The organism is Bradyrhizobium sp. P5_C12 (genome assembly GCF_054049735.1).
The window spans coordinates 42,187-64,144 of the sequence record NZ_JBFULU010000044.1 but is presented as its reverse complement, the minus strand read 5'-3'; the positions used below and the strand labels follow the sequence as shown (position 1 = coordinate 64,144).

Annotated in this window: 25 protein-coding genes; 18 read left to right on the top strand and 7 right to left on the bottom strand. The window is 63.9% G+C overall.

All coding sequences use genetic code 11. The annotated features are described in order from the left end of the window. The first annotated feature begins 388 nt into the window (after window positions 1–388). The 7 genes from ACXJMY_RS29940 to ACXJMY_RS29910 all read left to right on the top strand — a co-directional run bounded on the left by ACXJMY_RS29940 (window position 389) and on the right by ACXJMY_RS29910 (window position 5,726). Window positions 389–2,053: an acetolactate synthase large subunit gene (locus tag ACXJMY_RS29940; protein ID WP_456622946.1), complete on the top strand. Its 1,665-nt coding sequence runs from the start codon at window positions 389–391 to the stop codon at window positions 2,051–2,053. A 208-nt stretch (window positions 2,054–2,261) separates the two neighbouring features. Then, window positions 2,262–2,609, top strand: a complete 348-nt coding sequence (locus ACXJMY_RS29935) for a Lin0512 family protein (protein ID WP_254130930.1) — start codon at window positions 2,262–2,264, stop codon at window positions 2,607–2,609. 4 nt (window positions 2,610–2,613) lie between these two features. Next, entirely contained in the window at window positions 2,614–3,306 is a 693-nt protein-coding gene (locus ACXJMY_RS29930) for a GNAT family N-acetyltransferase (RefSeq protein ID WP_456622945.1), read from the top strand. Window positions 3,307–3,367: 61 nt separating this feature from the next. Continuing rightward, window positions 3,368–4,552: a serine hydrolase domain-containing protein gene (locus ACXJMY_RS29925; protein WP_456622944.1), complete on the top strand. Its 1,185-nt coding sequence runs from the start codon at window positions 3,368–3,370 to the stop codon at window positions 4,550–4,552. 95 nt (window positions 4,553–4,647) lie between these two features. Continuing rightward, window positions 4,648–4,857 (top strand): YgaP family membrane protein, encoded by a 210-nt coding sequence (locus ACXJMY_RS29920; RefSeq protein ID WP_456622943.1) that lies wholly within the window; start codon window positions 4,648–4,650, stop codon window positions 4,855–4,857. Continuing rightward, window positions 4,854–5,375 carry an RNA polymerase sigma factor gene (locus ACXJMY_RS29915; protein WP_456622942.1) on the top strand — a complete coding sequence of 174 codons (522 nt, stop codon included), beginning with the start codon at window positions 4,854–4,856 and terminating at the stop codon, window positions 5,373–5,375. The genes ACXJMY_RS29920 and ACXJMY_RS29915 overlap by 4 nt, the downstream gene beginning before the upstream one ends. A gap of 3 nt (window positions 5,376–5,378) precedes the next feature. Continuing rightward, on the top strand, window positions 5,379–5,726 hold the full coding sequence (locus ACXJMY_RS29910; protein WP_456622941.1) for a carboxymuconolactone decarboxylase family protein: 348 nt from the start codon (window positions 5,379–5,381) through the stop codon (window positions 5,724–5,726). Between the two features lie 41 nt (window positions 5,727–5,767). On the opposite strand, the gene ACXJMY_RS29905 is transcribed toward ACXJMY_RS29910, so the two are convergent. Both ACXJMY_RS29905 and ACXJMY_RS29900 read right to left on the bottom strand, forming a co-directional pair. Beyond that, window positions 5,768–7,108 carry an RtcB family protein gene (locus tag ACXJMY_RS29905; protein WP_456622940.1) on the bottom strand — a complete coding sequence of 447 codons (1,341 nt, stop codon included), beginning with the start codon at window positions 7,106–7,108 and terminating at the stop codon, window positions 5,768–5,770. 114 nt (window positions 7,109–7,222) lie between these two features. After that, window positions 7,223–8,548, bottom strand: coding sequence for a TROVE domain-containing protein (locus ACXJMY_RS29900; RefSeq protein ID WP_456622939.1), 1,326 nt, complete (start codon window positions 8,546–8,548; stop codon window positions 7,223–7,225). Between the two features lie 1,191 nt (window positions 8,549–9,739). Between ACXJMY_RS29900 and ACXJMY_RS29895 the strand changes: the two genes are divergently transcribed. The 3 genes from ACXJMY_RS29895 to ACXJMY_RS29885 all read left to right on the top strand — a co-directional run bounded on the left by ACXJMY_RS29895 (window position 9,740) and on the right by ACXJMY_RS29885 (window position 11,475). Then, the gene (locus tag ACXJMY_RS29895; RefSeq protein ID WP_456622949.1) at window positions 9,740–10,405 is read left to right on the top strand and encodes a DUF429 domain-containing protein; all 666 of its coding nucleotides are present in this window, start codon (window positions 9,740–9,742) and stop codon (window positions 10,403–10,405) included. 118 nt (window positions 10,406–10,523) lie between these two features. Further along, a complete protein-coding gene (locus ACXJMY_RS29890; protein WP_456622938.1) occupies window positions 10,524–10,667 on the top strand; it encodes a hypothetical protein in 144 nt (47 codons plus the stop codon). Window positions 10,668–10,770: 103 nt separating this feature from the next. Continuing rightward, window positions 10,771–11,475, top strand: a complete 705-nt coding sequence (locus tag ACXJMY_RS29885) for a glutathione S-transferase family protein (RefSeq protein ID WP_456622937.1) — start codon at window positions 10,771–10,773, stop codon at window positions 11,473–11,475. A 1-nt stretch (window position 11,476) separates the two neighbouring features. On the opposite strand, the gene ACXJMY_RS29880 is transcribed toward ACXJMY_RS29885, so the two are convergent. The 3 genes from ACXJMY_RS29880 to ACXJMY_RS29870 all read right to left on the bottom strand — a co-directional run bounded on the left by ACXJMY_RS29880 (window position 11,477) and on the right by ACXJMY_RS29870 (window position 13,478). Next, window positions 11,477–12,259: a sulfite exporter TauE/SafE family protein gene (locus ACXJMY_RS29880; protein ID WP_456622936.1), complete on the bottom strand. Its 783-nt coding sequence runs from the start codon at window positions 12,257–12,259 to the stop codon at window positions 11,477–11,479. Window positions 12,260–12,262: 3 nt separating this feature from the next. Next, window positions 12,263–12,895: a TetR/AcrR family transcriptional regulator gene (locus ACXJMY_RS29875; protein WP_456622935.1), complete on the bottom strand. Its 633-nt coding sequence runs from the start codon at window positions 12,893–12,895 to the stop codon at window positions 12,263–12,265. A gap of 211 nt (window positions 12,896–13,106) precedes the next feature. Beyond that, complete coding sequence (locus ACXJMY_RS29870) at window positions 13,107–13,478, bottom strand: tRNA-binding protein (protein WP_456622934.1); 372 nt, start codon at window positions 13,476–13,478, stop codon at window positions 13,107–13,109. Window positions 13,479–13,583: 105 nt separating this feature from the next. Here ACXJMY_RS29870 and ACXJMY_RS29865 point away from each other — a divergent pair, with 105 nt between their 5' ends. Continuing rightward, window positions 13,584–13,943 carry an ArsC family reductase gene (locus tag ACXJMY_RS29865; RefSeq protein WP_456622933.1) on the top strand — a complete coding sequence of 120 codons (360 nt, stop codon included), beginning with the start codon at window positions 13,584–13,586 and terminating at the stop codon, window positions 13,941–13,943. On the opposite strand, the gene ACXJMY_RS29860 is transcribed toward ACXJMY_RS29865, so the two are convergent. Continuing rightward, window positions 13,940–14,587: a hypothetical protein gene (locus ACXJMY_RS29860; RefSeq protein ID WP_456622932.1), complete on the bottom strand. Its 648-nt coding sequence runs from the start codon at window positions 14,585–14,587 to the stop codon at window positions 13,940–13,942. The genes ACXJMY_RS29865 and ACXJMY_RS29860 overlap by 4 nt on opposite strands. Before the next feature lie 350 nt (window positions 14,588–14,937). Here ACXJMY_RS29860 and ACXJMY_RS29855 point away from each other — a divergent pair, with 350 nt between their 5' ends. The 7 genes from ACXJMY_RS29855 (at window position 14,938) to ACXJMY_RS29825 (ending at window position 21,509) form a co-directional block, all read left to right on the top strand. Beyond that, on the top strand, window positions 14,938–15,693 hold the full coding sequence (locus ACXJMY_RS29855; protein WP_456622931.1) for an ABC transporter ATP-binding protein: 756 nt from the start codon (window positions 14,938–14,940) through the stop codon (window positions 15,691–15,693). Further along, on the top strand, window positions 15,686–16,432 hold the full coding sequence (locus tag ACXJMY_RS29850; RefSeq protein WP_456622930.1) for an ABC transporter ATP-binding protein: 747 nt from the start codon (window positions 15,686–15,688) through the stop codon (window positions 16,430–16,432). Before ACXJMY_RS29855 ends, ACXJMY_RS29850 begins: the two co-directional genes overlap by 8 nt. 118 nt (window positions 16,433–16,550) lie before the next feature. Next, window positions 16,551–17,774: an ABC transporter substrate-binding protein gene (locus ACXJMY_RS29845; RefSeq protein ID WP_456622929.1), complete on the top strand. Its 1,224-nt coding sequence runs from the start codon at window positions 16,551–16,553 to the stop codon at window positions 17,772–17,774. 72 nt (window positions 17,775–17,846) lie between these two features. Then, window positions 17,847–18,716 (top strand): branched-chain amino acid ABC transporter permease, encoded by an 870-nt coding sequence (locus tag ACXJMY_RS29840; protein WP_456622928.1) that lies wholly within the window; start codon window positions 17,847–17,849, stop codon window positions 18,714–18,716. A gap of 1 nt (window position 18,717) precedes the next feature. Then, on the top strand, window positions 18,718–19,686 hold the full coding sequence (locus ACXJMY_RS29835; protein ID WP_456622927.1) for a branched-chain amino acid ABC transporter permease: 969 nt from the start codon (window positions 18,718–18,720) through the stop codon (window positions 19,684–19,686). A 155-nt stretch (window positions 19,687–19,841) separates the two neighbouring features. Beyond that, window positions 19,842–20,486 (top strand): DUF47 domain-containing protein, encoded by a 645-nt coding sequence (locus tag ACXJMY_RS29830; protein WP_456622926.1) that lies wholly within the window; start codon window positions 19,842–19,844, stop codon window positions 20,484–20,486. Between the two features lie 15 nt (window positions 20,487–20,501). After that, complete coding sequence (locus ACXJMY_RS29825; RefSeq protein WP_456622925.1) at window positions 20,502–21,509, top strand: anion permease; 1,008 nt, start codon at window positions 20,502–20,504, stop codon at window positions 21,507–21,509. On the opposite strand, the gene sugE is transcribed toward ACXJMY_RS29825, so the two are convergent. Beyond that, window positions 21,502–21,816, bottom strand: a complete 315-nt coding sequence (gene sugE, locus ACXJMY_RS29820) for a quaternary ammonium compound efflux SMR transporter SugE (protein ID WP_326901743.1) — start codon at window positions 21,814–21,816, stop codon at window positions 21,502–21,504. The genes ACXJMY_RS29825 and sugE overlap by 8 nt on opposite strands. Window positions 21,817–21,958: the final 142 nt, after the last annotated feature.

The window sequence follows — 21,958 nt, the reverse complement described above, 5'->3', positions numbered from 1 at the left end:
TCCCTGCGCCCTCTTTCATTTGCGAGGGTGAGGCGACGACGCAAAGCTCGGGCGAAGCAAGCCGCGAGGATGCGAGGCTGTGTCTGCAATGACGGTGTTGAAGCAGGTACGCACAATGCTCCTCCATCGTCGTCCTGGCGAAAGCCAGGACTCATTACCCCGGTCGGCGTTGTCAGCATTCGCTATGGCATCGTCCGCAAAACATCCCCCTATGGCAATGGGTCCTGGCTTTCGCCAGGACGACCAGTTGATGGAGCTTGCGTTCCAGCCAACTCGTCACTCCCGCGCCAACAGCGCCGCATTGTGAGTTGTGCCTGCGCCACATGCGGTTACCATGCGGCCGAAGGTCCTGCGAACACAGGGGCCGACATTGTGACGGGGAGGCGACATGAGCGCGCAGGAACGCAAGGCAAAGGGATCGGATCTGTTCGTCGCGGCGCTGGAGAACGAAGGCGTCGATCGCATCTTCGGCGTCCCCGGCGAGGAAAACCTCGACCTCGTGGAATCGCTGCGCACCTCCAGGATCGAACTGATCCTGACCCGCCACGAGCAGGCCGCGGCCTTCATGGCCGCCACGCATGGGCGGCTGACCGGCAAGCCCGGCGTCTGCTTGTCGACGCTCGGCCCCGGCGCGCTCAATTTGTCGACCGGAGCGGCCTACGCCCATCTCGGCGCGATGCCGATGATTCTGATCACGGGCCAGAAGCCGATCATGAGCAGCCGGCAGGCGCGCTTCCAGATCGTGGACGTGGTCGCGACCATGAAGCCGCTGACCAAGCTGTCGCGGCAGATCGTCAGCGCCTCCAGCATCCCGACTGTGGTCCGCGACGCCTTTCGCGTGGCGATGGAGGAGCGGCCGGGGCCGGTGCATCTCGAATTGCCCGAGGACATCGCGGGCGATGAAGTGCCCTTTACCCCCGTGATCCCGGTCCATCCGATCGAAATCCCGGTTGCCCATCGCGCCGCGCTCGACCGCGCCGCCGAGATGATTCTGGCCGCAAAGCGTCCGCTGGTGATGATGGGCGCGGCCACCAGCCGGCCACGGTCGACGCACGGCATCGCGAGCTTCGTGCGGCGCACCGGCATTCCGTTCTTCACCACGCAGATGGGCAAGGGCACGGTGCCCGGTGGCACCAATCTCTATATGGGCACCGCGGCGCTGTCCGAGCGCGACTATGTTCACGAGGCCATCGACGCCGCCGATCTGATCGTGGCGATCGGCCATGACCCGATCGAGAAGCCGCCCTTCATCATGGGTCCGTCGGGACCGAAGGTCATTCACGTCAGCTATACGTCGGCCAGCGTCGAGCAGGTCTATTTCCCGGATGCCGAGGTCGTCGGCGATGTCGGCCCCAGCCTGGAATTGCTCGCCGACCGGCTCGAAGGCAAGCTGCCGCAGGCCGCGGCGCTGTTGCCGCTGCGTGAAAAGATCCTCAGCCATATTGCCGACCGCGCCACCGAGGCGCGCTGGCCGCCGACGCCGCAGCGCATCGTGCATGACATCCGGCAGGTGATCCCGGAGAACGGCATCGTCGCGCTCGACAACGGCATGTACAAGATCTGGTTCGCGCGCAACTACCGCACCCGCGTCGCCAACACGCTGCTGCTCGACAACGCGCTGGCCACCATGGGCGCCGGCCTGCCGTCGGCGATGATGGCCGCGATGCTAAATCCGGACCGCCGCGTGCTCGCGGTCGCCGGCGACGGCGGCTTCATGATGAACAGCCAGGAGATGGAGACCGCCGTCCGCCTCAAGCTCAATCTCGTCGTGCTGGTGCTGGAGGACAATGCCTACGGCATGATCCGCTGGAAGCAGGCGGTCGATCACTTCGCCGATTTCGGCATGACCTTTGGCAATCCCGACTTCGTCCTGTATGCGAAGGCCTATGGCGCCAAGGGCCATCGGATCGAGAGCATCGACAGCTTCGGCCCGACGCTGGATGCGGCCTTCAAGGAGGGCGGCGTGCATCTGGTCGTGATCCCGATCGACTATTCTGAGAATGTGCGAGTACTTGTTGACGAGCTGCGGGCGCATGAGAAATCGAAGACGTAATTGATGGGGCGAAGCCATTTCCACATCGTCATTGCGAGCGCAGCGAAGCAATCCAGTCTGCCTCTGCGGAAAGACTCTGGATTGCTTCGCTGCGCTCGCAATGACGGAGTGTGTAGCCAGGGCTTGGCCCGAATAGGTTTGCCGTACTTGTGTCGCGATCACTGATCCCCCACACTCTCAATCACTCAACCAACCACAGGAATAAGACATGACTCGCGTTCGCTGTATCACCGAGATGGGCATGGGCGTCGACGTCCACGGCAGGGACGCCACCAAGGCGGCGAAGCGGGCGGTGTCGGATGCGATCCGGCATTCGAGCCTCGGCTTCTTCCGGATGATCGACAAGACCGCGAACGACATGTTCGTCGATGTCACGATCGGAGTGCCCAACCCTGAGGCGGTGGACAAGGAAGCCGTTGCGAAGGAGCTGCCCTACGGCACCGTGACCGTGACTGCGGTCAAGGGCGGCCTGGAGATTCCTTCGGCCACGGAAGTGGCCAACGACCCCATCCTCATCGCCAATGCGGCTGTCATCGTCAGCTTCGACAAGGACTAGGCCGGTGTCCGATAGCGATGAGCGGCTACTGGATCGTCCGATCTGGAGCGCGCTGACGACCAGCCAGAAGCATCTGGCGGAGGGCGGGCCGCGCGCGCTGCGCTATCCCGTGGACATGACGCCGTTTGCCGACATGACCGACATGTCCGAGGCTAGCTTCGCCGCACTCCGTGATCTCCTGTCGGGCTCGCAGGTGGCCGCGCTGTTCACGCCGGAGCCGGTCGAAATGTCCGCTGGTTTCAAGGTCGTGCTGGCGGAGACCGGCGAGCAGATGATCGGCTCGCCGGCGGACAGTTCGCTCCGCGATGCCGAGATCGTCACATTGGGCGCCGCCGACGTTCCCGCCATGATGGCGCTGACGGAGCTGACGAAGCCCGGTCCATTCGCACTGCGCACCCATGAGCTCGGCACATTCCTCGGCATCCGCGCCGGCGGCGAATTGGTCGCGATGACGGGTGAGCGGATGAAGCCGGGAAAGTTCGTCGAGATGACGGCCGTCTGCGTGCATCCAGACTATCGTGGGCGTGGCTATGCACAGGCGCTGCTCGCGGCGGTCGCGCGCCAGATCGAGGCGCGCGGCGAAATTCCGTTCCTGCACGTTTTCTCGAACAATACATCCGCGATCGCGCTGTACCAGCGACAGGGAATGCGGATCAGGCGGCGCCTGTACGTCACTGCGTTTATGAAGGAGGAATAGGCTCCCTTCATTTCCTGAGAATTCGCGCTATATCGGTCCCAACCACAATTGGGGGAAACACATGGACGCCAGGACGACCGATTTTTCCGCCGTACGGACGGCGATGCAGCGTTACGTCGATCAGGAGATCATCCCCGGCGTCTCCTGGGCGGTGCTGCGTGGCCGCGACATCGTCGATCAGCAATGCGTCGGCTTTGCCGACCGCGAGGCCAACGCCGCATTGCGGCCCGATCACATTTTTCGCGCGTTCTCCAACACCAAGATCTTCGTCACCTGCGCGGTCATGCTGCTGGTGGAGGAGGGGCGCATCGGGCTCGATGATTTGGTCGAGAAATTCCTGCCGCAGCTGGGCAATCGCAAGGTGCTGAAAGCCGGTGCGGCGAGCCTCGCCGATGCCGAGCCGGCAAAGAGCCCGATGACGATCCGCCAGTTGCTGACCCACACGTCGGGCCTCAGCTACGGCATCTTCGATCCCGGCACGGTGCTGTTCAAAGGCTACAACGAGGCGCGCGTGCTCAATCCGCTGACGCCGCTGACCGACATGATCGACAAGCTCGCCGATCTGCCGCTGTCCTATCATCCCGGCGCGGGCTGGGAATATTCGGTGGCCACCGACGTGCTCGGCCGCGTCGTGGAGGTCGTCTCGGGCAAGTCGCTCGATGTCGTCCTCAAGACGCGCATCTTCGATCCGCTCGGGATGACCGACACCGGCTTTGACGTGCCGGAGGCGGCGCAGGGCAGGCTGGTCGCGCTCTACACCGGTGCCGACGCGCTCGATCCGATGAAGCCCGGCCTCACGCGCGCCGACAATCTGCCTTTTCCGCAGGCCTATCGGCGATCCTTCCCGCGTCTGTCGGGGGGCGGCGGTCTGGTCTCGACCTTGCCGGACATGCTCGCGCTGGTGCGCGCGCTGTTGCCCGGTTCGGATGCGCTCCTGAAACCGGATACGCTGCGGCAGATGATGACGAACCAGCTGCCCGCAGGGCAAACCATCCGCTTCGCCAATCTCGGGCCGATCCCGGGCAAGGGATTCGGTCTCGGCGGCGCCGTCACCTTCGCGCCGTCGCCGTTCGATCCCGCAAATTCGACCGGCGAATTCCAGTGGGGCGGACTCGCCGGCACCCATTGGTGGATCTGCCCTGAGGCCAATACCGCCGGCGTGCTGATGGCCCAGCGCTACATGGGCTTCTGGAATCCCTTCTTCTTCGAGTTCAAGCGGCTGGCCTATCAGGCGGTTGGAGGCTGATCGCAAAAGAATTGCTGGACACCGCGAATCCTTTTCACCGGTCGAGCCCTCTTGACGGTCGAGGCATTCCGCCTCGGCTCATGTCGGAGGACGCGATGGCGTTTTACAGGAAGAACATCGGTAGCCTGCACCAGATGGTGCGGATCGCCGCAGGCATCGCGGTGGCGGTCGCGGCATTCGTATATCTCGCGGGCGTCGCGGCGTGGCTTGTCGCGCTCGGCGGCGCCGGCTTCGCGCTGACCGGCCTGGTCGGCTATTGCCCGATGTGCGCGATGGCCGGGATCGGACGGGGGGGCGTCTCGTGAGTGCGGCCGCGATCTCGCCAAAGCTGTTCGAGGCGGCGCGGCTCGGCGACCAGCATGCGATCGCCAGCCTGCTTGCGACGGCGCAGCCGGACATCCGCCGCTACGCGCGCGCGACCTGCCGCAGCTCGGCGGATGCGGAGGACGCGACGCAGGAAGCGCTGTGGATCCTGTTCCGCCATGTCGGCACGATCCGCTCGCTGCTGGCATTCTCCGCCTGGCTGTTCAGCGTGGTCCGCCGCGAATGTCTGCGGCTCGCCCGTAAGGCGGGCCTCGCGCCCGCGATCGACGCCGGCGAAGCGGAGGCGCTGCTGCTGTCGCGCACCGAAGCCGATCTGCGGCTCGACCTAGCGGCGGCCTTCGAGGCGTTGCCGCCGCACTACCGCGATGTCGCGCTGATGCGCGACGTCAAGGAAATGACCATCGACGACATCGCAGCTGCGCTTGGTGCCTCGCGGCAGACCGTGAAGGCGCGGCTGCATCGCGCCCGCGCCCTGATGCGCGAATACCTGACGAGATGAGACATGACCGATTATCAAAACCCCGACGACCTGAAATCGATTCCCGCCTTGGTCGCGCTGGCGCCGGTCGAGGCCAACGCGTTCCTTGCGTTCAACCACGCGGTCGAGCGCAAGGACGGATTGATCCCGCCAAAGTATCGCGAGCTGATCTCGCTCGCGGTCGCGCTCACCACGCAATGTGCCTATTGCCTCGACGTGCACACCGCGCAAGCGGCGAAGGCGGGGGCCACGCGCGAGGAGCTGGCCGAAGCCGCCATGATTGCCGCCGCGGTGCGCGCAGGCGGCACGCTCGGTCATGCGCTGCTGGCGCAGCGCCTGTTCGAGCAGCATCGGGGTGAGGGAGAACCGTAGTGGTAAGGGCGGGAGCCATCGGCTCCCGCCCTCGGTTCGTATCAGTCCTTCCACGGATCGAACTCGCCGTCGCCGGCCATGGCGACGGCGAACGGCCGCAGCGTGTGCAACACCCGCACGGTGCCGGCGTGCTGCGCCAGCACCTCCGGCAGGCGGCGATAGGCCATCGGGCTCTCGTCGAGGTCGGCACCGATCAGGGTGACGCCGCGTTCGTTGAGCCAGCGGTCCATCTCCTCGCGCGAGAAGCGCCGCTTCGCCTCGTTGCGTCCGAACAGGCGGCCGGCGCCGTGCACGGTCGAGTACAGCGAAGCCTTGGCCTCCGGACTGTCGACGCCCTCAAGAATGACGGCGTCGTCGCCCATCGAGCCGCCGACGAATCCCTTCTGGCCGGGAAACGCCGGCGTCGCACCCTTGCGCACCACCCACAGATCGCGCCCGTCGTGGGTCTCACGCCAGGCATAATTGTGGTGGTTGTGCACGCTCTCGGTCACGCTGCCGCCGATGATTTGGCGGACGCGCTCGACGACCCACTCGCGGCCCGCATAGGCGTAGCGCCCAGCGAGCTGCATTGCCGCGATGTAGCGGCGGCCGAGCTCGGAGTCCTCGTCGACCACGGCGGGCGGGACGTTCATGCCGTCCTTGCCGCCGGCAGCCTTGAGGTAGCGCGTCGCGGAGGTGTGACCGAGACCGCGGCTTCCGAAGTGGACGCCGATCCAGACAAAGCCTTCCTCATCGCGCATGAGGTCGACATAGTGGTTGCCCGACCCGACCGTGCCGAGCTGGCTCACCGCCTTCTGACGGTACGCCTCCATATCGCTCTCGCGCCAGGCATCGCCGTCGTCGAACAGATCGTGCTCGGCCCGTTCGGCATTGGCACGGCCGACGCCGAACGAGATCGTCTTGGCGACGTCGCGGATGATCGTCGGCACGATCGCTGCGATGTCGTCGAAGCGCGTGTCGAGCTTTGCTGCCATGTTGCCGCAGCCGATGTCGAAGCCGACGCCGGAAATGCTGATCTGCTTCTCGTAGGCGATGACCCCGCCGACCGGTTGGGCGTAGCCGAGATGTCCGTCGGCGCAGATCACGCCGGACACGACGTTGCCGACCGCCATGCAGTTGCGCATCTGCGCGATGGTCGCCTCCTCATGCGGACCGAAGATCTTCAGCGGCGCGTTCTGGAAACGCGCCTCCTGCGGGCGGAGCTGCGCGATCGCGCCGGCCGTCGCATTGGCCTCGCGGGCGAGATGCTCCTTGCGCGCGGCGTCCCGGTACGAGCACCAGGCCGGCTGACCGCGTCCTTCGCCGACGCGCGAGTCGGGATCGACGCCGGCGGCGAGGCAGAGCTCGYGGGCGCGTTCCATGTAGGGATCAGATCGTCGCATGGTCATGTGTCCTGCTTCACATCCTACGCGCGCCACGGCCGGCGCGCGCGGATCATTTCAGAGATTTCGGAGGCCCCGGGCGCGTCCCGCGTCCGGGGCCGTTGTCGTTGCGCATCAGTTCAGCGCCGTCTCCGACGCCGCGATCCACGCGACCACGGCCTCGGAGAAGCCGTTGACGCGGGTCCAGGCGCCGTGGCCGACACCGTGCTGATACGAGGCCACGTTCACAATCGTGCCGCGCGCCTTGGGCTCGGGCACCTGGTCGTGGCTCTGCTCGTCGGTGAAGACGATGAGGCGATCGCCCTTGCGGTCGATCTCCGTCACCGCCTTGCCGAGCCAGGTTCCGCTATGAGCCTGCGAGTTGATGATCGCATCCCTGAGCGCGAAGCCGCGGCGGGGAGGGACCCTCACCACCTTGTCGCTGAAGGTGAAGATCTCGACCTCGTCGCAGATCTCGCGTGCCAGGATGGCAAGACCACACGCCGCCTCCGCGCGCGTCATTTCCGACTGCGCGGAGAGAGCCGCGAACATCGAACCCGACACGTCGATCAGGAGCCGGGTGCGGCCGGGCAGCCGCACATGCTCCTTGACCGACTTGAGCATCGCAGTCTCGAGCTCGGGCTCGAAGTCCGGCGCATAGCGCGCCGCCGTGATGAAGCGATAGGGCAGGATACGATCCGTCCGCATCGCCTCGATCGCGCCTGCGATGGTCTCGCGTGGCACCTGCGCGTTCTGCATCAGCCGCAGATTGCGCAAGAGCGCCAGGCCGCCGAGCTTGCGCTCGGCGATCAGCCGCTCGAAGGTCTCGCGCTTGCTCTTGCTGGCCGAGAGCGACACCTCCCAGGTATCGGGGGAGGCGAGCTCGCCGTCGACGAGCTGCTTCCACACCTTTGCCTGCTCGGCGTCCTTCGGCTTGGCGTGGACCAGGAACAGCACGTCCCTGATCCGCACCGCGCCGTCGCGATCCCACTTCGCGAGCTGGTAGGCGTCGAACTTGGTCAGCGCGCGGGCGAGACCCTTCTTCACCTGCGCCGAGACGGGCTGACGCTTGCGCTGCTGCATCGGTCCAAGCGCATCCGCCCAGTAGATCGCAAGCAGCTCCGTCATTTCGTCGGGACGCTGGATCACCTGGGCGAGCGTGTCGGCCACGAGAGCGCGGTGCTTCTCGCTCCGCGCCATCTCGCGGATGACGAGCAGCGGCGCATGCCGCAGCTTCATCACCTCGCGCGCCTCGATCGCAAGCTGCGCGACACGGGCGGGCGCGACCTTGGGCACCAGCCCCTTGATGCGGTCGGCGATAGCAACGCCGTCCTCGTAGAACTGGTCCTCCCACAGGAGGCAGTTCATCAGCGCCCGCTTCAGTTCCATCTCGGGCGTGAAGCGAATTGCGCGCGCGCCCTGACGCGTGAAGGCGCGAACGATCTTGTTGAGCCTGACCATGACGGCCTCCTCTGGGGTGCTGGTGGAATGATAATTGGTGCCGGGGAACAAGCGAGGCTGGACTGCCCTTGCGGGCTGTCGCACGCTCTACCGCTGAGCTACGGACTTCCGTCCGGAAGGAGTCTAACCTTCGACATTGCGATCCACGAAGTAACAGCGCTCTTCACCACCGGCGGTGGCGACGACAGGGACACGATCCGGGAACAGGCGATTGCTGTGACCCGGCGAGCCAAAGCTCGCCGGAAAGCGCTCTGGCCACTGAGCTACCGGTGCATGGTACACCGGGCGGGATTCGAACCCGCGACCTCTCGCGTGATAGGCGAAGTAACAGCGATCTTCACCACGGACCGTGATGGGGGTGGCGGGGAACGGGCGATACTGTTGCCGCTCTTGCGAGCGTTACGGGCTTCGAACCCGCTCGGCGCATTGCGCCTTACCGAAGTAACAGACATCTTCACCACCGCCAGGCCGATGCTGTCGCATCGGCCGTTGATGGGTACGCTGGGGAACGGGCGATATCGGCTTTCAGTGACGACAACACAGGATTGTCCTTGCGGACAGATCCTGCGCCGGGCCGCGTGCAAGCCTCTCCCAAGGTCGCATCCCGGTGCGTGTGTCAAAGGCGGGATTCGAACCCGCTTTACCGTGGAGAAGTATCCGACATCTTCACCACCAGCGTCGGTTGAGCCGCGACCATCGCGGCAAACCGATCTACGAAAATTCTATCGCGGCGCTGTCGACGCGCCGCATGTTGCGAACCATTCAGGTTCGCTCTGCCATCGGTGTCCGGCTCATCGCCTCGTTCCCTCCGGCAGGCCCCGCGCACTTGGGCACGCGCCTCTCGAGCGCGAGCCCCGGGATCCGGGTCTCCCGTTCCGGCCTATGCCGGGGTGTTCGAACGGACCGCGCGGCGGGCAACAAAAAACCCTCCGGAGCGGCAGGCTCGGGAGGGTCCGTGAGAAGCGGACGGTCGATCTTGCGGTCAGGCAAGATCGCTCCCATGAGCCGGGCATGCGACATCGATTGGCCGTAGGCCATTCGACAGTCGTGCAAATCTTTCGTAGCGGTGCTTCATCGCTCGGTTCACGGTTTTCGCGGACGGAAGTGTTCGCGAGGCCGCGGGAAATACGCCTGCAACTTGCGGATGTCAAGCGAGGCGCGTGTGAAAAATGCAAATGACGGATGGATGACGTGCCAACCTACCTCGGCCTCGATGGATTTCGCTACGGCTGGGTCGCAGCCTGGATCGACGATCGCGGCGATCACGGCTTCGACTATTCGCCGGGGCTCACGCGGCTGCTCGCGATGTCGCATGCACGGGCGATGATCGACATGCCGATCGGATTGAATACGAGCGGCTATCGAACCTGCGACTTGCGCGCCCGCGAACTGGTCGGCCCGGCGGTGTTTCTCGGTGCGCGTCGAGACCTCTGGACGTTTCCCGATATGGCCGTGGCCAACCGCCATTACTGGGAGCACGAAGGCAGGGGCAGGGGTGTATCCGCGCAACTCTGGAACATCAGGGACAAGATCAGGGAGGTCGACGAGATCATGACGCCGGCACGGCAAGCGACGGTCGGCGAAGCGCATCCGGAGCTGATCTTCTGGAATTTGGCGGGACGAGTCCAACTCGCGAAGAAGACGTCGGCGCAAGGCCGCGAGCAACGCATCGCGCTTCTGGAGCAACGCGGTTTCGCGCGCCTGCCGAAATGGCTGACGCAGCGCTACGGCACCGGCATCGGCCGGGACGATCTGATCGACGCCTGCGCCTGCGCGGTCGCGGCACGCGACAGCATGCAGCGCGTCGGCGGTAACGAGACCGATCCGCGGGGGTTGCGGATGGAGATCAATTATTGAGGCGGCTGGCCGATGAGTCTCGATATGGGAAAAAGTGGTAATTTATTTGTGGCATGAAGGAACTGTCGTTGGTCCGCGCGCGTTCCCCGTGAGAACCGACTACAGAGAAACTCTCGCGATGAATGATGCCAGTCAATTCGCGACCGCGCTGCTCGCGCTCGTTTTCTTCGGAGCGCTGCTTGTCATGGGGCAGCTCTTCATCGAGCAGCGCGCACAACGCGATATCGTGTACGCCACAACTCATCTGCTGCGGCCGCTCTGACCGGAATTCGGCTCGGAGAAATTGTGTAACGGCTGCTCGGCCTTGCTTCGGTCGCCGGCTCGCCTAGATTAGGCGGCATCTCACGAACGAAGCCGGGGGCCCGATGTCCGATCTCTCCACCTTTCCCATCACCAAGCGCTGGCCGGCCAGGCATCCGGAATTGCTTCAACTCTATTCGCTGCCGACGCCGAACGGCGTCAAGGTTTCGATCATGCTGGAGGAGGTCGGGCTTCCTTACGAGGTGCATCTCGTCGACTTCGGCAAGGACGATCAGAAGACGACGGAATTCCTCTCGCTCAATCCGAACGGCAAGATCCCGGCGATCCTCGATCCCAACGGTCCCGGCGGCAGGCCGCTGCCGCTGTTCGAGTCCGGGGCGATCCTGCAATATCTCTCGGAGAAGACCGGCAAGCTCCTGCCGCAGAATGCGGCGCGCCGCTACCAGACCATTCAGTGGCTGCATTTCCAGATGGGCGGCATCGGGCCGATGTTCGGCCAGGTCGGCTTCTTCCACAAATTCGCCGGCAAGGAGTTTGAGGACAAGCGGCCGCTCGAACGCTACGTCGGCGAGTCCAGGCGCCTGCTCGGCGTGATGGAGACGCATCTCTCCGGCCGGCAGTGGTTCRTGGATGACGACTACACCATCGCCGACATTTCCATGCTCGGCTGGGTGCGCAACCTCGTCGGTTTCTACGGCGCCGGCGATCTCGTCGCATTCAGCGAGTTCAAGTCGGTCGGTCCCTGGCTCGAACGCGGACTGGCGCGTCCGGCGGTGCAGCGCGGGCTGAACATCCCAAAGCGGCCGTGAGTTAGGTCAGCGCCTTATGGGTCATGTACAGCGCCATCAGCGAGATCAACCCGATCATGACCTGGCGCAGCACGGATTTGCTGACACCATTGGCCATGCGCGCGCCGAGATCGGTGCCGACCCAGAGTCCGGCGAGGATGCCGATGATGGCCGGCCAGCCGACCACGAGCCCCTTGCTCCAGTAGATCCAGGCCGCCGGAATGTTGGTCGGGATGACCGAAAAGATGAGGCTGACGAGTTGCGCCTGATGTTGCGGCACGCGCAGGCCCGCGGCGAGACCGACCGTGACCGCAAGCCCGCCGCCGATGCCCATGAAGCCGGAAGAAAATCCGGCCAGCATGCCGATGAGGAGCAACGGGAGCCGGGGCAGTTGCTGTTGATCGCCGGCCTCGTTGGTCCCGTCCTTGCGGTCACGACGCAGAACCAGTGCCGCGATCAGCGCAACGAGGTAGACGACGTAGGTCCATTGCAGGACCGAGTCGGAAACGGCGGCCGCCGCGTAACCGCCGCCTGCGCCGCCCAGCATGAATCCGATGCCGATCCAGATGACCCATTGCAGCGGGCTGCGATTGCCGCTCTGCCAGTAGCGGCGCACGCCGGCGAGGCCCGTCGGAGGCACCTGCGCGATCAGCGACGTGCCCTGGGCGACGTGCTGCTCCGCGCCGAGCAGCAGCACACAGAAGATCACGAGACCGCCACCCGGGCTCGTGCCCATGAAGCCGGATGTCAGTCCCCCGACGAGACCGACGCCGATACCTGCGAGCAGGTCATGGATCCCGGACATCGGTCACACCCTGGTCCGTCGCTTGATGTCGGGTTTCGTGGTGCGGAAGCCGTCGATCACGCCGGCGACCGCCGTCATGCAGGCCTCGACGTCGAAATCCTCGCCCCAGCATTTTTGCAGCACAAAGCCCTGGAAGATCGCAACCAGAACGCGCGCGATCGCATCCGCGCCGAGGTCGCGCTTGATCAGGCCGTCGTGCTGGGCGCGCTCGACCAGCGCCACGATAAGCGCGCGCGGCATGTCGATGCCCTCGACGACGCTGGCGCGGACGCGGCGGTTGCGCAGCGCTTCGGCCCAGCCGTGGATGCCGACGCGACGCCGCGCTTCACCGGCGGGATCGGTGAGCCACTGCGCGTAGACCCGGACCAGCGCGTGAAGTCCCGCGATCGGATCGCCCGATCCTTGCGCGACCGAGTTGAGCACGGATTCGCGGCGATGCCGGTCGTCGGCGAGCGCCTCGATCAGATCGTCCTTGCTCTGGAAGTAGAGATAGACCGCGCCGTGGCTCAGCCCCGACCGCTTCACGATGTCGGCCATGCCGGTCTGGTGAAAACCGTTGTCGGAGAAGCAGGCGAGGGCCGCTTCGAGAATCTGCTGCCGCCGGCCTTCGCGCTGCTTGTCGCTGATCTTGGGCATCCGGGCTGTCCATAAATAACTGACTGATCGATCGTTTTAGCGATTCAATCGCGAGAGAATTGACCGCCGATGGCATAATAAAAAACGATCAGTCAGTCATTATTAACGGCCAGGAAGGATCTCGTCAAGCCCGGACAGCTGAAGTCAGGAGCCTGGGGGATTGGACGAACGGGCTGCCAACGGGACGATGGTCCGGCCCCTGAGCGCGCCGCTAGAACAGGCGCCCGCCGTTCGGCACCGGCTTGCTTGGTTGCACCAGCACGACCTTGCCGTCGGCATCGGGGAAACCGAGCGTCAGGACCTCCGACACGACGGGCCCGATCTGGCGTGGTGGAAAGTTGACGACGGCGGCGACCTGTTGCCCCACCAGAGTTTCCAGCGGATGGTTTTCCGTGATCTGCGCCGAGCTCTTGCGCACACCGATGGCGGGACCGAAATCGATCCAGAGACGCCAGGCCGGCTTGCGGGCCTCCGGAAACGGCTTGGCATCGACGATGGTGCCGACGCGGATATCGACCGCGAGGAAGGCGTTGAAGTCGATGGTCGGTGACTGGGCTGCGGCGGGATCGTGGGTGACGTGCATGATATGTCCGTTCGGAGAGCTGTCGGCTTCGTCCGCAATATTGTGGCGTGAACCGGAGTTTCGTACAACGCGCAGCCGAAGCATCACGCATGCGCGAGGAACGTCTTGCCCAACATCATCTATGGCATCAAGAACTGCGACACCATGAAGAAGGCGCGCGCCTGGCTCGACACCCACGGCGTCGCTTACGAGTTTCACGACTACAAGACGGCGGGCGTGGAGAAGGACAAGCTCAAGCAGTGGAGCGACAAGCTCGGCTGGGAGACGCTGCTCAATCGCGCCGGCACGACCTTCAAGAAGCTGCCCGATGCCGATAAGGAAGGCCTGACCGAGAAAAAGGCGCTGGCATTGATGCTAGCGCAACCATCAATGATCAAGCGGCCGGTGCTCGAGGTCGGCGGCAAGCTTCTGGTCGGCTTCAAGCCGGATATCTATGCCAAGGAAGTCCGCGCCAAATCGGGCTAGTTCAGCTCGATGACCTCGGTAGGAACGCCGGGGCCGGACTGGTCGGCGAACTCGATCACGTCGGCCGCCGCGATACGGCCGGGTGCGCGATGAAACAGATCGCGGTCGATCACGGCGCGCAATTTCGCGCGCGGCAGCGCGTCATTTCCGCGCATCAGATTCTTGATCTCGAAGCCGCCGTCCTCGCAGAAGGTCTTGAGCGATGCGATGACGTGGCAGACCTTGCCGTCGATCTGGAACGGCAGCAGCAGCCGTTCGTAAGCGACGATACGGCCGTAGATGTCGTCGACGTCGGCAACGCTGTAGACCGGAAGCCCGCGCGCCACGCATTCATGATAGATCGGCATCACGACGGGCGCGAGCCGTGGCCCGACATAGTCGTCGAGCAGAACGCCCTTGCCGGTGTGTCCATAGGCGCGCGAGATGCGCGTGCCTTCGCTCTGGATGGTCAGGCGGGGCGTCGGCGCCGAATTGTCCACCGTATAGTAGATGAGGTCGGACAGTTCTTCCTCGAGCCGCGCGGGCTGGTACTCCCAGATCGCCGGCGCAATCTGCTGGCGCGCATAAAGTCGCAGCCACGTGTTCAGGAGATCACGCTGCCTGATCGACTTGACGACGGAGGGAGCGGCGCTTGCGAAATCCAAAACAATATTCCCGGCGATAAAAACCCGCGCATGATCACCATTGCGGGAAAATTTTCTATGAAGGCTGGCGCGCGGAACGAAAGACCGTTAACGACGGCTTGATGACCGGTGCCGTGCGAACCGGGAGGCCGGGCAGGCGCGACATCAAAACATCTCCGACTAAGGGAGCATTTGTATCCCAGCCGGAGGCCTGATCTGCTCAGCTTTCCGCCTTGCCTAACCCCCGTCAACTCCGGCATATTCCGCGCCCGGAGGCGGCGTTCCGGGATGGCTCCAAGGCCTCCGGAAAGCCGAAGCAACAAGGACAGCCACGCGCGGCCAGCGCGTCGTGCGGGCAGGGGGAAATCTGTTTGGCCGATGAGTTCATTCTCGAAACGGAAGGCTTGACCAAGGAGTTCGCGGGCTTCTTTGCCGTTCGCGACGTTGCGCTCAAGGTTCGCCGTGGGAGTATTCATGCGCTGATCGGCCCGAACGGGGCCGGTAAGACGACATGCTTCAATCTTTTGACGAAGTTCCTCAAGCCGTCCGCCGGGAAAATCCTGTACAAGGGACAGGATATCACCGCGATGGCGCCGGCCGACGTGGCTCGCATGGGACTGGTACGTTCATTTCAGATCTCGGCGGTATTTCCGCACATGACCGCGGCGGAAAACGTTCGTGTTGCGCTTCAGCGCCAGCACGGCAGCTCCTTTGATTTCTGGCGCTCCAAGTCCGTGCTCAACCACTTCAACCATCGCGCGCAGGAGCTGTTGAACGATGTCGGCCTCAGCGAATTTGCCAATACGCCGGCCGTCGAGATGCCCTATGGGCGCAAGCGCGCGCTCGAGATCGCAACCACGCTCGCGCTCGACCCGGAGATGATGCTCCTGGATGAACCGATGGCCGGCATGGGCCACGAGGACATCGACAAGATCGCGGCGCTGATCAAGCGTATCTCGGCCAAGTACACCATTCTGATGGTGGAGCACAATCTGAGCGTCGTGGCCAACCTCTCCGACATCATCACCGTGCTGACGCGCGGACAGGTGCTCGCGCAAGGCCATTATAACGAGCTCTCGAAGGACGAGCGCGTCAAGGAAGCCTATCTGGGAGCCGGTCATGCCTGAGACTGCGATTGCGGAAGCTCCGGCAAAGGCCGCGACCGGCGGGATCATCCTCCAGGTTCGCAACCTGGAAGCCTGGTACGGAGAGTCCCACATCCTCCACGGGATCAACTTCGACGTGAATGCAGGCGAGGTCGTCACCCTTCTCGGGCGTAACGGCGCCGGCAAGACGACGACGCTGAAATCGATCATGGGCATCATCGGCAAGCGTACCGGCTCGGTGAAGTTCAACAACGAGGACATTATCCGCACCACCTCGGACAGGATCGCGCGGATGGGAATCGCGTTCTGCCCGGAGGAGCGGGGAATCTTCGCCAGTCTCGACGTGCGGGAGAACCTGCTGCTGCCGCCGGTGGTGCGTGCAGGCGGATTGCCGCTCGAACAGATATTCGATCTGTTTCCGAACCTGAAGGAGCGGCTCAACAGCCAGGGAACCAAGCTGTCCGGCGGCGAGCAGCAGATGCTCGCGATCGCGCGCATTCTGCGCACCGGGGCGAGCTTCCTGATGCTGGACGAGCCGACCGAGGGTCTCGCGCCCGTCATCATCCAGCAGATCGGCCACACCATTGCGCGGCTCAAGAAGGAAGGTTTCACGATCCTTCTGGTCGAGCAGAACTTCCGGTTCGCCTCCACCGTCGCCGACCGCTACTACGTGGTCGAGCACGGCAAGATCATCGATGGATTTTCCAACTCCGAGCTTGCCGCCAATATGGACAAGCTCCACTCCTATCTCGGCGTCTAACCATGATCCGGAAAAGTGTGGAGCGGTTTTCCCTCGCGACAAACGCGGAACGCGTTTGCGCGGAGATCATGCTCAAACAGAAGAACTTCCAACGAGAAAATTCAAAAAGGAAAGTTGCATGAAGACCAGGTTGATTGCGTCATTGTTGCTGACCACCGCGCTCACCTTCGCCGCAGCCGGCGTCGCGTCCGCGCAGGACAAGACCGTCAAGATTGGCGCGCTGTCCGATCAGTCCGGACTCTATGCCGACCTCGGCGGACCGGGCTCGACTCTCGCAGCGCAAATGGCCGCTGAGGATTCCGGCCTCACGGCGAAGGGCTGGAAGATCGACATCATCTCCGGCGATCACCAGAACAAGCCGGACATCGGCACCGCGATCGCGCGGCAGTGGTTCGACGTCGACAAGGTCGACGTCATCGTTGACGTGCCGAATTCCGGCGTGGCGCTCGCCGTCAACAACGTCATCAAGGAAAAGAACGGCGTCTACATCAATTCGGGTGCGGCGACCTCGGACCTCACCAACGCGCAGTGCTCGCCCAACACCGTGCACTGGACCTACGACACCTACATGCTGGCCCACACCACGGGGCAGGCGCTGGTGAAGGCCGGTGGCGACACCTGGTTCTTCCTGACCGCGGACTATGCCTTCGGTGCGGCGCTGGAGCGCGACACCACCGCCGTCGTCACCGCCAATGGCGGCAAGGTCGTCGGCGGCGTCAAGCATCCGCTCAACACGCCCGATTTCTCCTCCTTCCTGCTCCAGGCGCAGTCGTCCAAGGCCAAGATCATCGGTCTTGCCAACGCCGGCGGCGACACCACCAACTCGATCAAGCAGGCGGCCGAGTTCGGCATCGTCAAGGGCGGCCAGAAGCTCGCGGCGCTGCTGCTCTTCCTGACCGACGTCAAGGCGATCGGTCTGGAGACCGCGCAGGGCCTCAACTTCACCGAGACCTTCTACTGGGACATGAACGACCAGACCCGCGCGTTCTCCAAGCGCTTTTCCGCGCGCATGAAGAACAGCGCGCCGCCGACCATGGTGCAGGCCGGCGTCTATGCGGGCCTGCGTCACTATTTCAAGGCGCTGGAAGCGCTCGGCGGCAATCCGCATGACGGCGTGAAGGTCGTCGAGAAGATGAAGTCGATCCCGACCGAGGACGATCTGTTCGGCAAGGGCGAGATCCAGCCGAACGGCCGTACCATTCACAGCGCCTATCTGTTCGAGGTGAAGAAGCCCTCCGAATCGAAGGCGCCGTGGGATTTCTACAAGCTGGTCGGCACCGTTCCGGGCGACCAGGCCTTCACGCCGCTGTCCGAAAGCAAGTGCGCGCTGCTGAAGAAGTAAGCCATCGGCCCGCMGGCCTTTMGGCCTGCGGGCGACTTTAAGGGAACGCCGAAGGGACCGGGTGCGGGATCGATGCAGGCTCTTTACGCTCAGCTACTGGTGGGACTGATCAACGGCTCGTTCTACGCGCTGCTCAGTCTCGGGCTTGCCGTGATCTTCGGCATGCTCAACATCATCAATTTCGCCCATGGCGCGCTCTACATGATGGGCGCGTTCGTCGCCTATTTCCTGCTGAACAATGATTATCTCAGCATTGGCTACTGGCCGGCATTGATCATCGCCCCGATTGTCGTCGGCATCTTCGGCATGATCCTGGAACGGACCATGCTGCAATGGCTGACCGGACTCGATCATCTCTACGGCCTGCTCCTGACCTTCGGCATTGCGCTGATCGTGCAGGGCGTATTCCAGAACTATTTTGGATCGTCGGGCCTGCCTTACGCCATTCCTGACCAGCTCAGGGGCGGCATGAATCTCGGCTTCATGTTCCTGCCGGTCTATCGCGGCTGGGTCGTCGTGTTCTCGCTGATTGTGTGCATCGCGACGTGGTTCCTGATCGAGAAGACGCGGCTCGGCGCCTACCTCCGCGCCGCGACCGAAAACCCGACGCTGGTGCGCGCCTTCGGCATCAACGTGCCGCGCATGATCACGCTGACCTATGGTCTCGGCGTCGGCCTTGCCGCGCTCGCCGGCGTGCTCTCGGCGCCGATCAACCAGGTGCGGCCGCTGATGGGCGCCGACCTCATCATCGTGGTGTTCGCGGTGGTCGTGATCGGGGGTATGGGATCGATCATGGGTTCGATCATCACCGGCTTCGCGCTCGGTGTGATCGAGGGCCTGACCAAGTATTTCTACCCCGAGGCCTCCAACACCGTCGTGTTCGTGCTGATGGTGCTGGTGCTCTTGGTGAAGCCAACCGGATTGACGGGAAGGGCGGCCTGATATGACAGCCTTGACGGACGATACGCTGCGGGCGACCCCGCGCGCGATGCGCGACGAGATGATCGTGTTTGTGGTGATGGCGCTGCTGCTGGCGTCGGTGCCGTTCACGGGGGTCTATCCGTTCTTCGTGATGCAGGCGCTGTGCTTCGCGTTGCTCGCCTGCGCCTTCAACCTTCTGATCGGCTATGGCGGCCTGTTGTCGTTCGGCCACGCGATGTTCCTGGGGACGGCCGGTTATTGCACCGCGCATGCGCTGAAGGTATGGGCGCTGCCGCCGGAACTCGGCATCCTCGTCGGCGTCGCCGGTGCCTTCCTGCTCTCGATCGTGACCGGCTACATCTCGATCCGCCGCCAGGGCATCTATTTCTCGATGATCACGCTGGCGCTGTCGCAGCTCCTGTACTTCATCTACCTCCAGGCGCCATTCACCCATGGCGAAGACGGCATCCAGGGCATTCCGCAGGGACGCATGTTCGGGCTCTTCGATCTCTCGAAGCCGACCGTCCTCTACTATGTCGTGCTGGTCGGCTTCCTCGCCGGCTTCCTGCTGATCTACCGCATCATCAACTCGCCGTTTGGCGAAGTCCTGAAGTCGATCCGCGAGAACGAGCAGCGCGCGATCTCGCTGGGCTACCGGACCGACCAGTACAAGTTCCTGGCCTTCGTCCTGTCAGGCACGCTGGCCGGCTTTGCCGGGTCCCTGAAGGTGTTCGTGGCGCAGAATGCCTCGCTCACCGACGTGCACTGGACGATGTCCGGCGAAGTCGTGCTGATGACGCTGGTCGGCGGTCTCGGCACCATCTTCGGGCCCGTGGTCGGCGCCTTCGCGATCATCGCCATGCAGCAATATCTGGCGAGCTTCGGCCAGTGGGTGACGGTGATCCAGGGCTCGATCTTCGTGATCTGCGTGCTCACCTTCCGCCGCGGCGTGGTCGGTGAAATCGCGCACTACTTCCGACGATCACTCTAAGCTATTGATCTGATGTAAATTTATAGGCTGCGTGAAAGCGGTGGATGATCCGGTTCCGCGGGCGTGAGGTAGCACGCGCGCGGGTCGAAAATGGTCTATGACAGTTTTATGACGGCCTGCTCGGGCCGGGCCATTTCCAACCGGTAGCCTATCCCATGATGCGATGGTTTCGCGCCTTCCTGCCCAAGGAAGAACGGTTCTTTGACCTGTTCGACCGCCATGCCCAGACCGTGATCCAGGGCTCCGTCGCGCTCCAGGGAATGCTGAACGGGGGCGAGGAGACGCCGGTCTATTGCCAGCGCGTCAACCAGTTCGAGAACGATGCCGATAACATCACCCGCGAGGTGCTGACCGCGGTGCGCCGTACCTTCATCACGCCGTTCGACCGGGGCGACATCAAGAACCTCATCACGTCGATGGACGACGCCATCGACCAGATGCAGCAGACCGCCAAGGCCGTGATGCTGTTCGAGGTTCGCACCTTCGAGCCGCCGATGCGCGAGATCGGCGGGCTTCTGATCGAATGCGCCAATCTGGTCGGCCGTGCGCTGCCGCTGATGCAGGCGATCGGCCAGAACGTGGCCATGCTGACCGCGATCACGGAAGAGCTGACCAAGCTCGAGGGCCGGGTCGACGACCTCCATGACATCGGGCTGAAGGAACTATTCCTCAAGCATCGCGACGGCAACGCGATGGATTTCATCGTCGGTGCCGAAATCTACGAGCACCTCGAAAAGGTGGCCGACCGTTTCGACGACGTCGCGAACGAGATCAACAGCATCGTCATCGAGCAAGTTTAGGACAGGGGCCGCGCCGTGGATGCTGCGTTGGGTCTTCCCGTCCTGGTCGGACTGATCGCCGTCGCGCTGCTGTTCGACTTCCTGAACGGCCTGCATGATGCCGCCAATTCGATCGCGACCATCGTCTCGACCCGCGTGCTGCGGCCGCAATTCGCGGTGTTCTGGGCCGCGTTCTTCAATTTCGTCGCCTTCATGGTGTTCGGGCTGCACGTCGCCCAGACCATCGGCACCGGCATCATCGATCCCGCGATCGTCGATGCGCAGGTGATCTTCGCGGCCCTTGTCGGCGCCATCGTCTGGAATCTCGTGACCTGGGCGCTCGGCATCCCGTCATCCTCGTCCCACGCATTGATCGGCGGGTTGTTCGGTGCAGGCGTGGCCAAAGCCGGGATTTCGGCAGCGGTCTGGAGCGGATTGTCCAAGACGGTGCTGGCGATCGTGCTGTCGCCGCTGGTCGGCTTCCTGCTCGCGATGCTGCTGGTCGCGATCGTGTCCTGGGCCTCGGTGCGCTCGACGCCGTTCGCGGTCGACCGCGCCTTCCGCATCCTGCAATTCGCCTCCGCCTCGCTCTACTCGCTCGGCCATGGCGGCAATGACGCGCAGAAGACCATGGGCATCATCGCCGTGCTGCTTTATTCGCAGGGCCATCTCGGCAGTGAATTCTCGGTGCCGTTCTGGGTCGTGCTGTCCTGCCAGGCGGCGATGGCGCTGGGCACGCTGATGGGCGGCTGGCGCATCGTCCGCACCATGGGCCTGCGCATCACAAAACTGACGCCGATGCAGGGATTTTGCGCCGAGACCGGCGGCGCCGCGACCCTGTTCATGGCGACCTTCCTTGGAGTTCCCGTCTCGACCACCCACACCATCACCGGCGCCATCGTCGGCGTCGGCGCCGCCCGTCGGCTCTCGGCGGTGCGCTGGAACGTCGCCAGCTCGATCGTCTATGCCTGGGTGATCACGATGCCGGCCTCCGCCATCGTCGCCGCGCTCACCTGGTGGGCGGTCAAGATCTTTGTCAGGTGACGAATTTCAGCCCCGCGATACCGGCGACGATGAGCCCGATGCTGGCGAGGCGGAATGCGGTGGCCGGCTCGCCGAACAGGATGATGCCGAGCGTCGCGGTTCCGACCGCGCCGATGCCGGTCCAGACTGCATAAGCGGTCCCGACGGGGAGCGATTTGAGAGCGAGTCCGAGCAGGATGACGCTGCCGGCCATCGCCGCGAGCGTGATGATGGACGGAACAAGTCTGGTAAAGCCCTCAGTATATTTCAGGCCGATCGCCCAGGTAATCTCGAGAAGACCGGCGACGAACAGGATGCTCCAGGCCATGACGACCCTCCATTCAAGGCAGGGTCGTCCCCGCGGCCATGGCTTTTGGAAAAGGAGGGCCGTCCCTCCCAAATGGCGATATGGGGCTGGTCGAGGGGCCCTGCAATCACCAAATCAGGCTTGATCAGGCCCATTTTCCCTG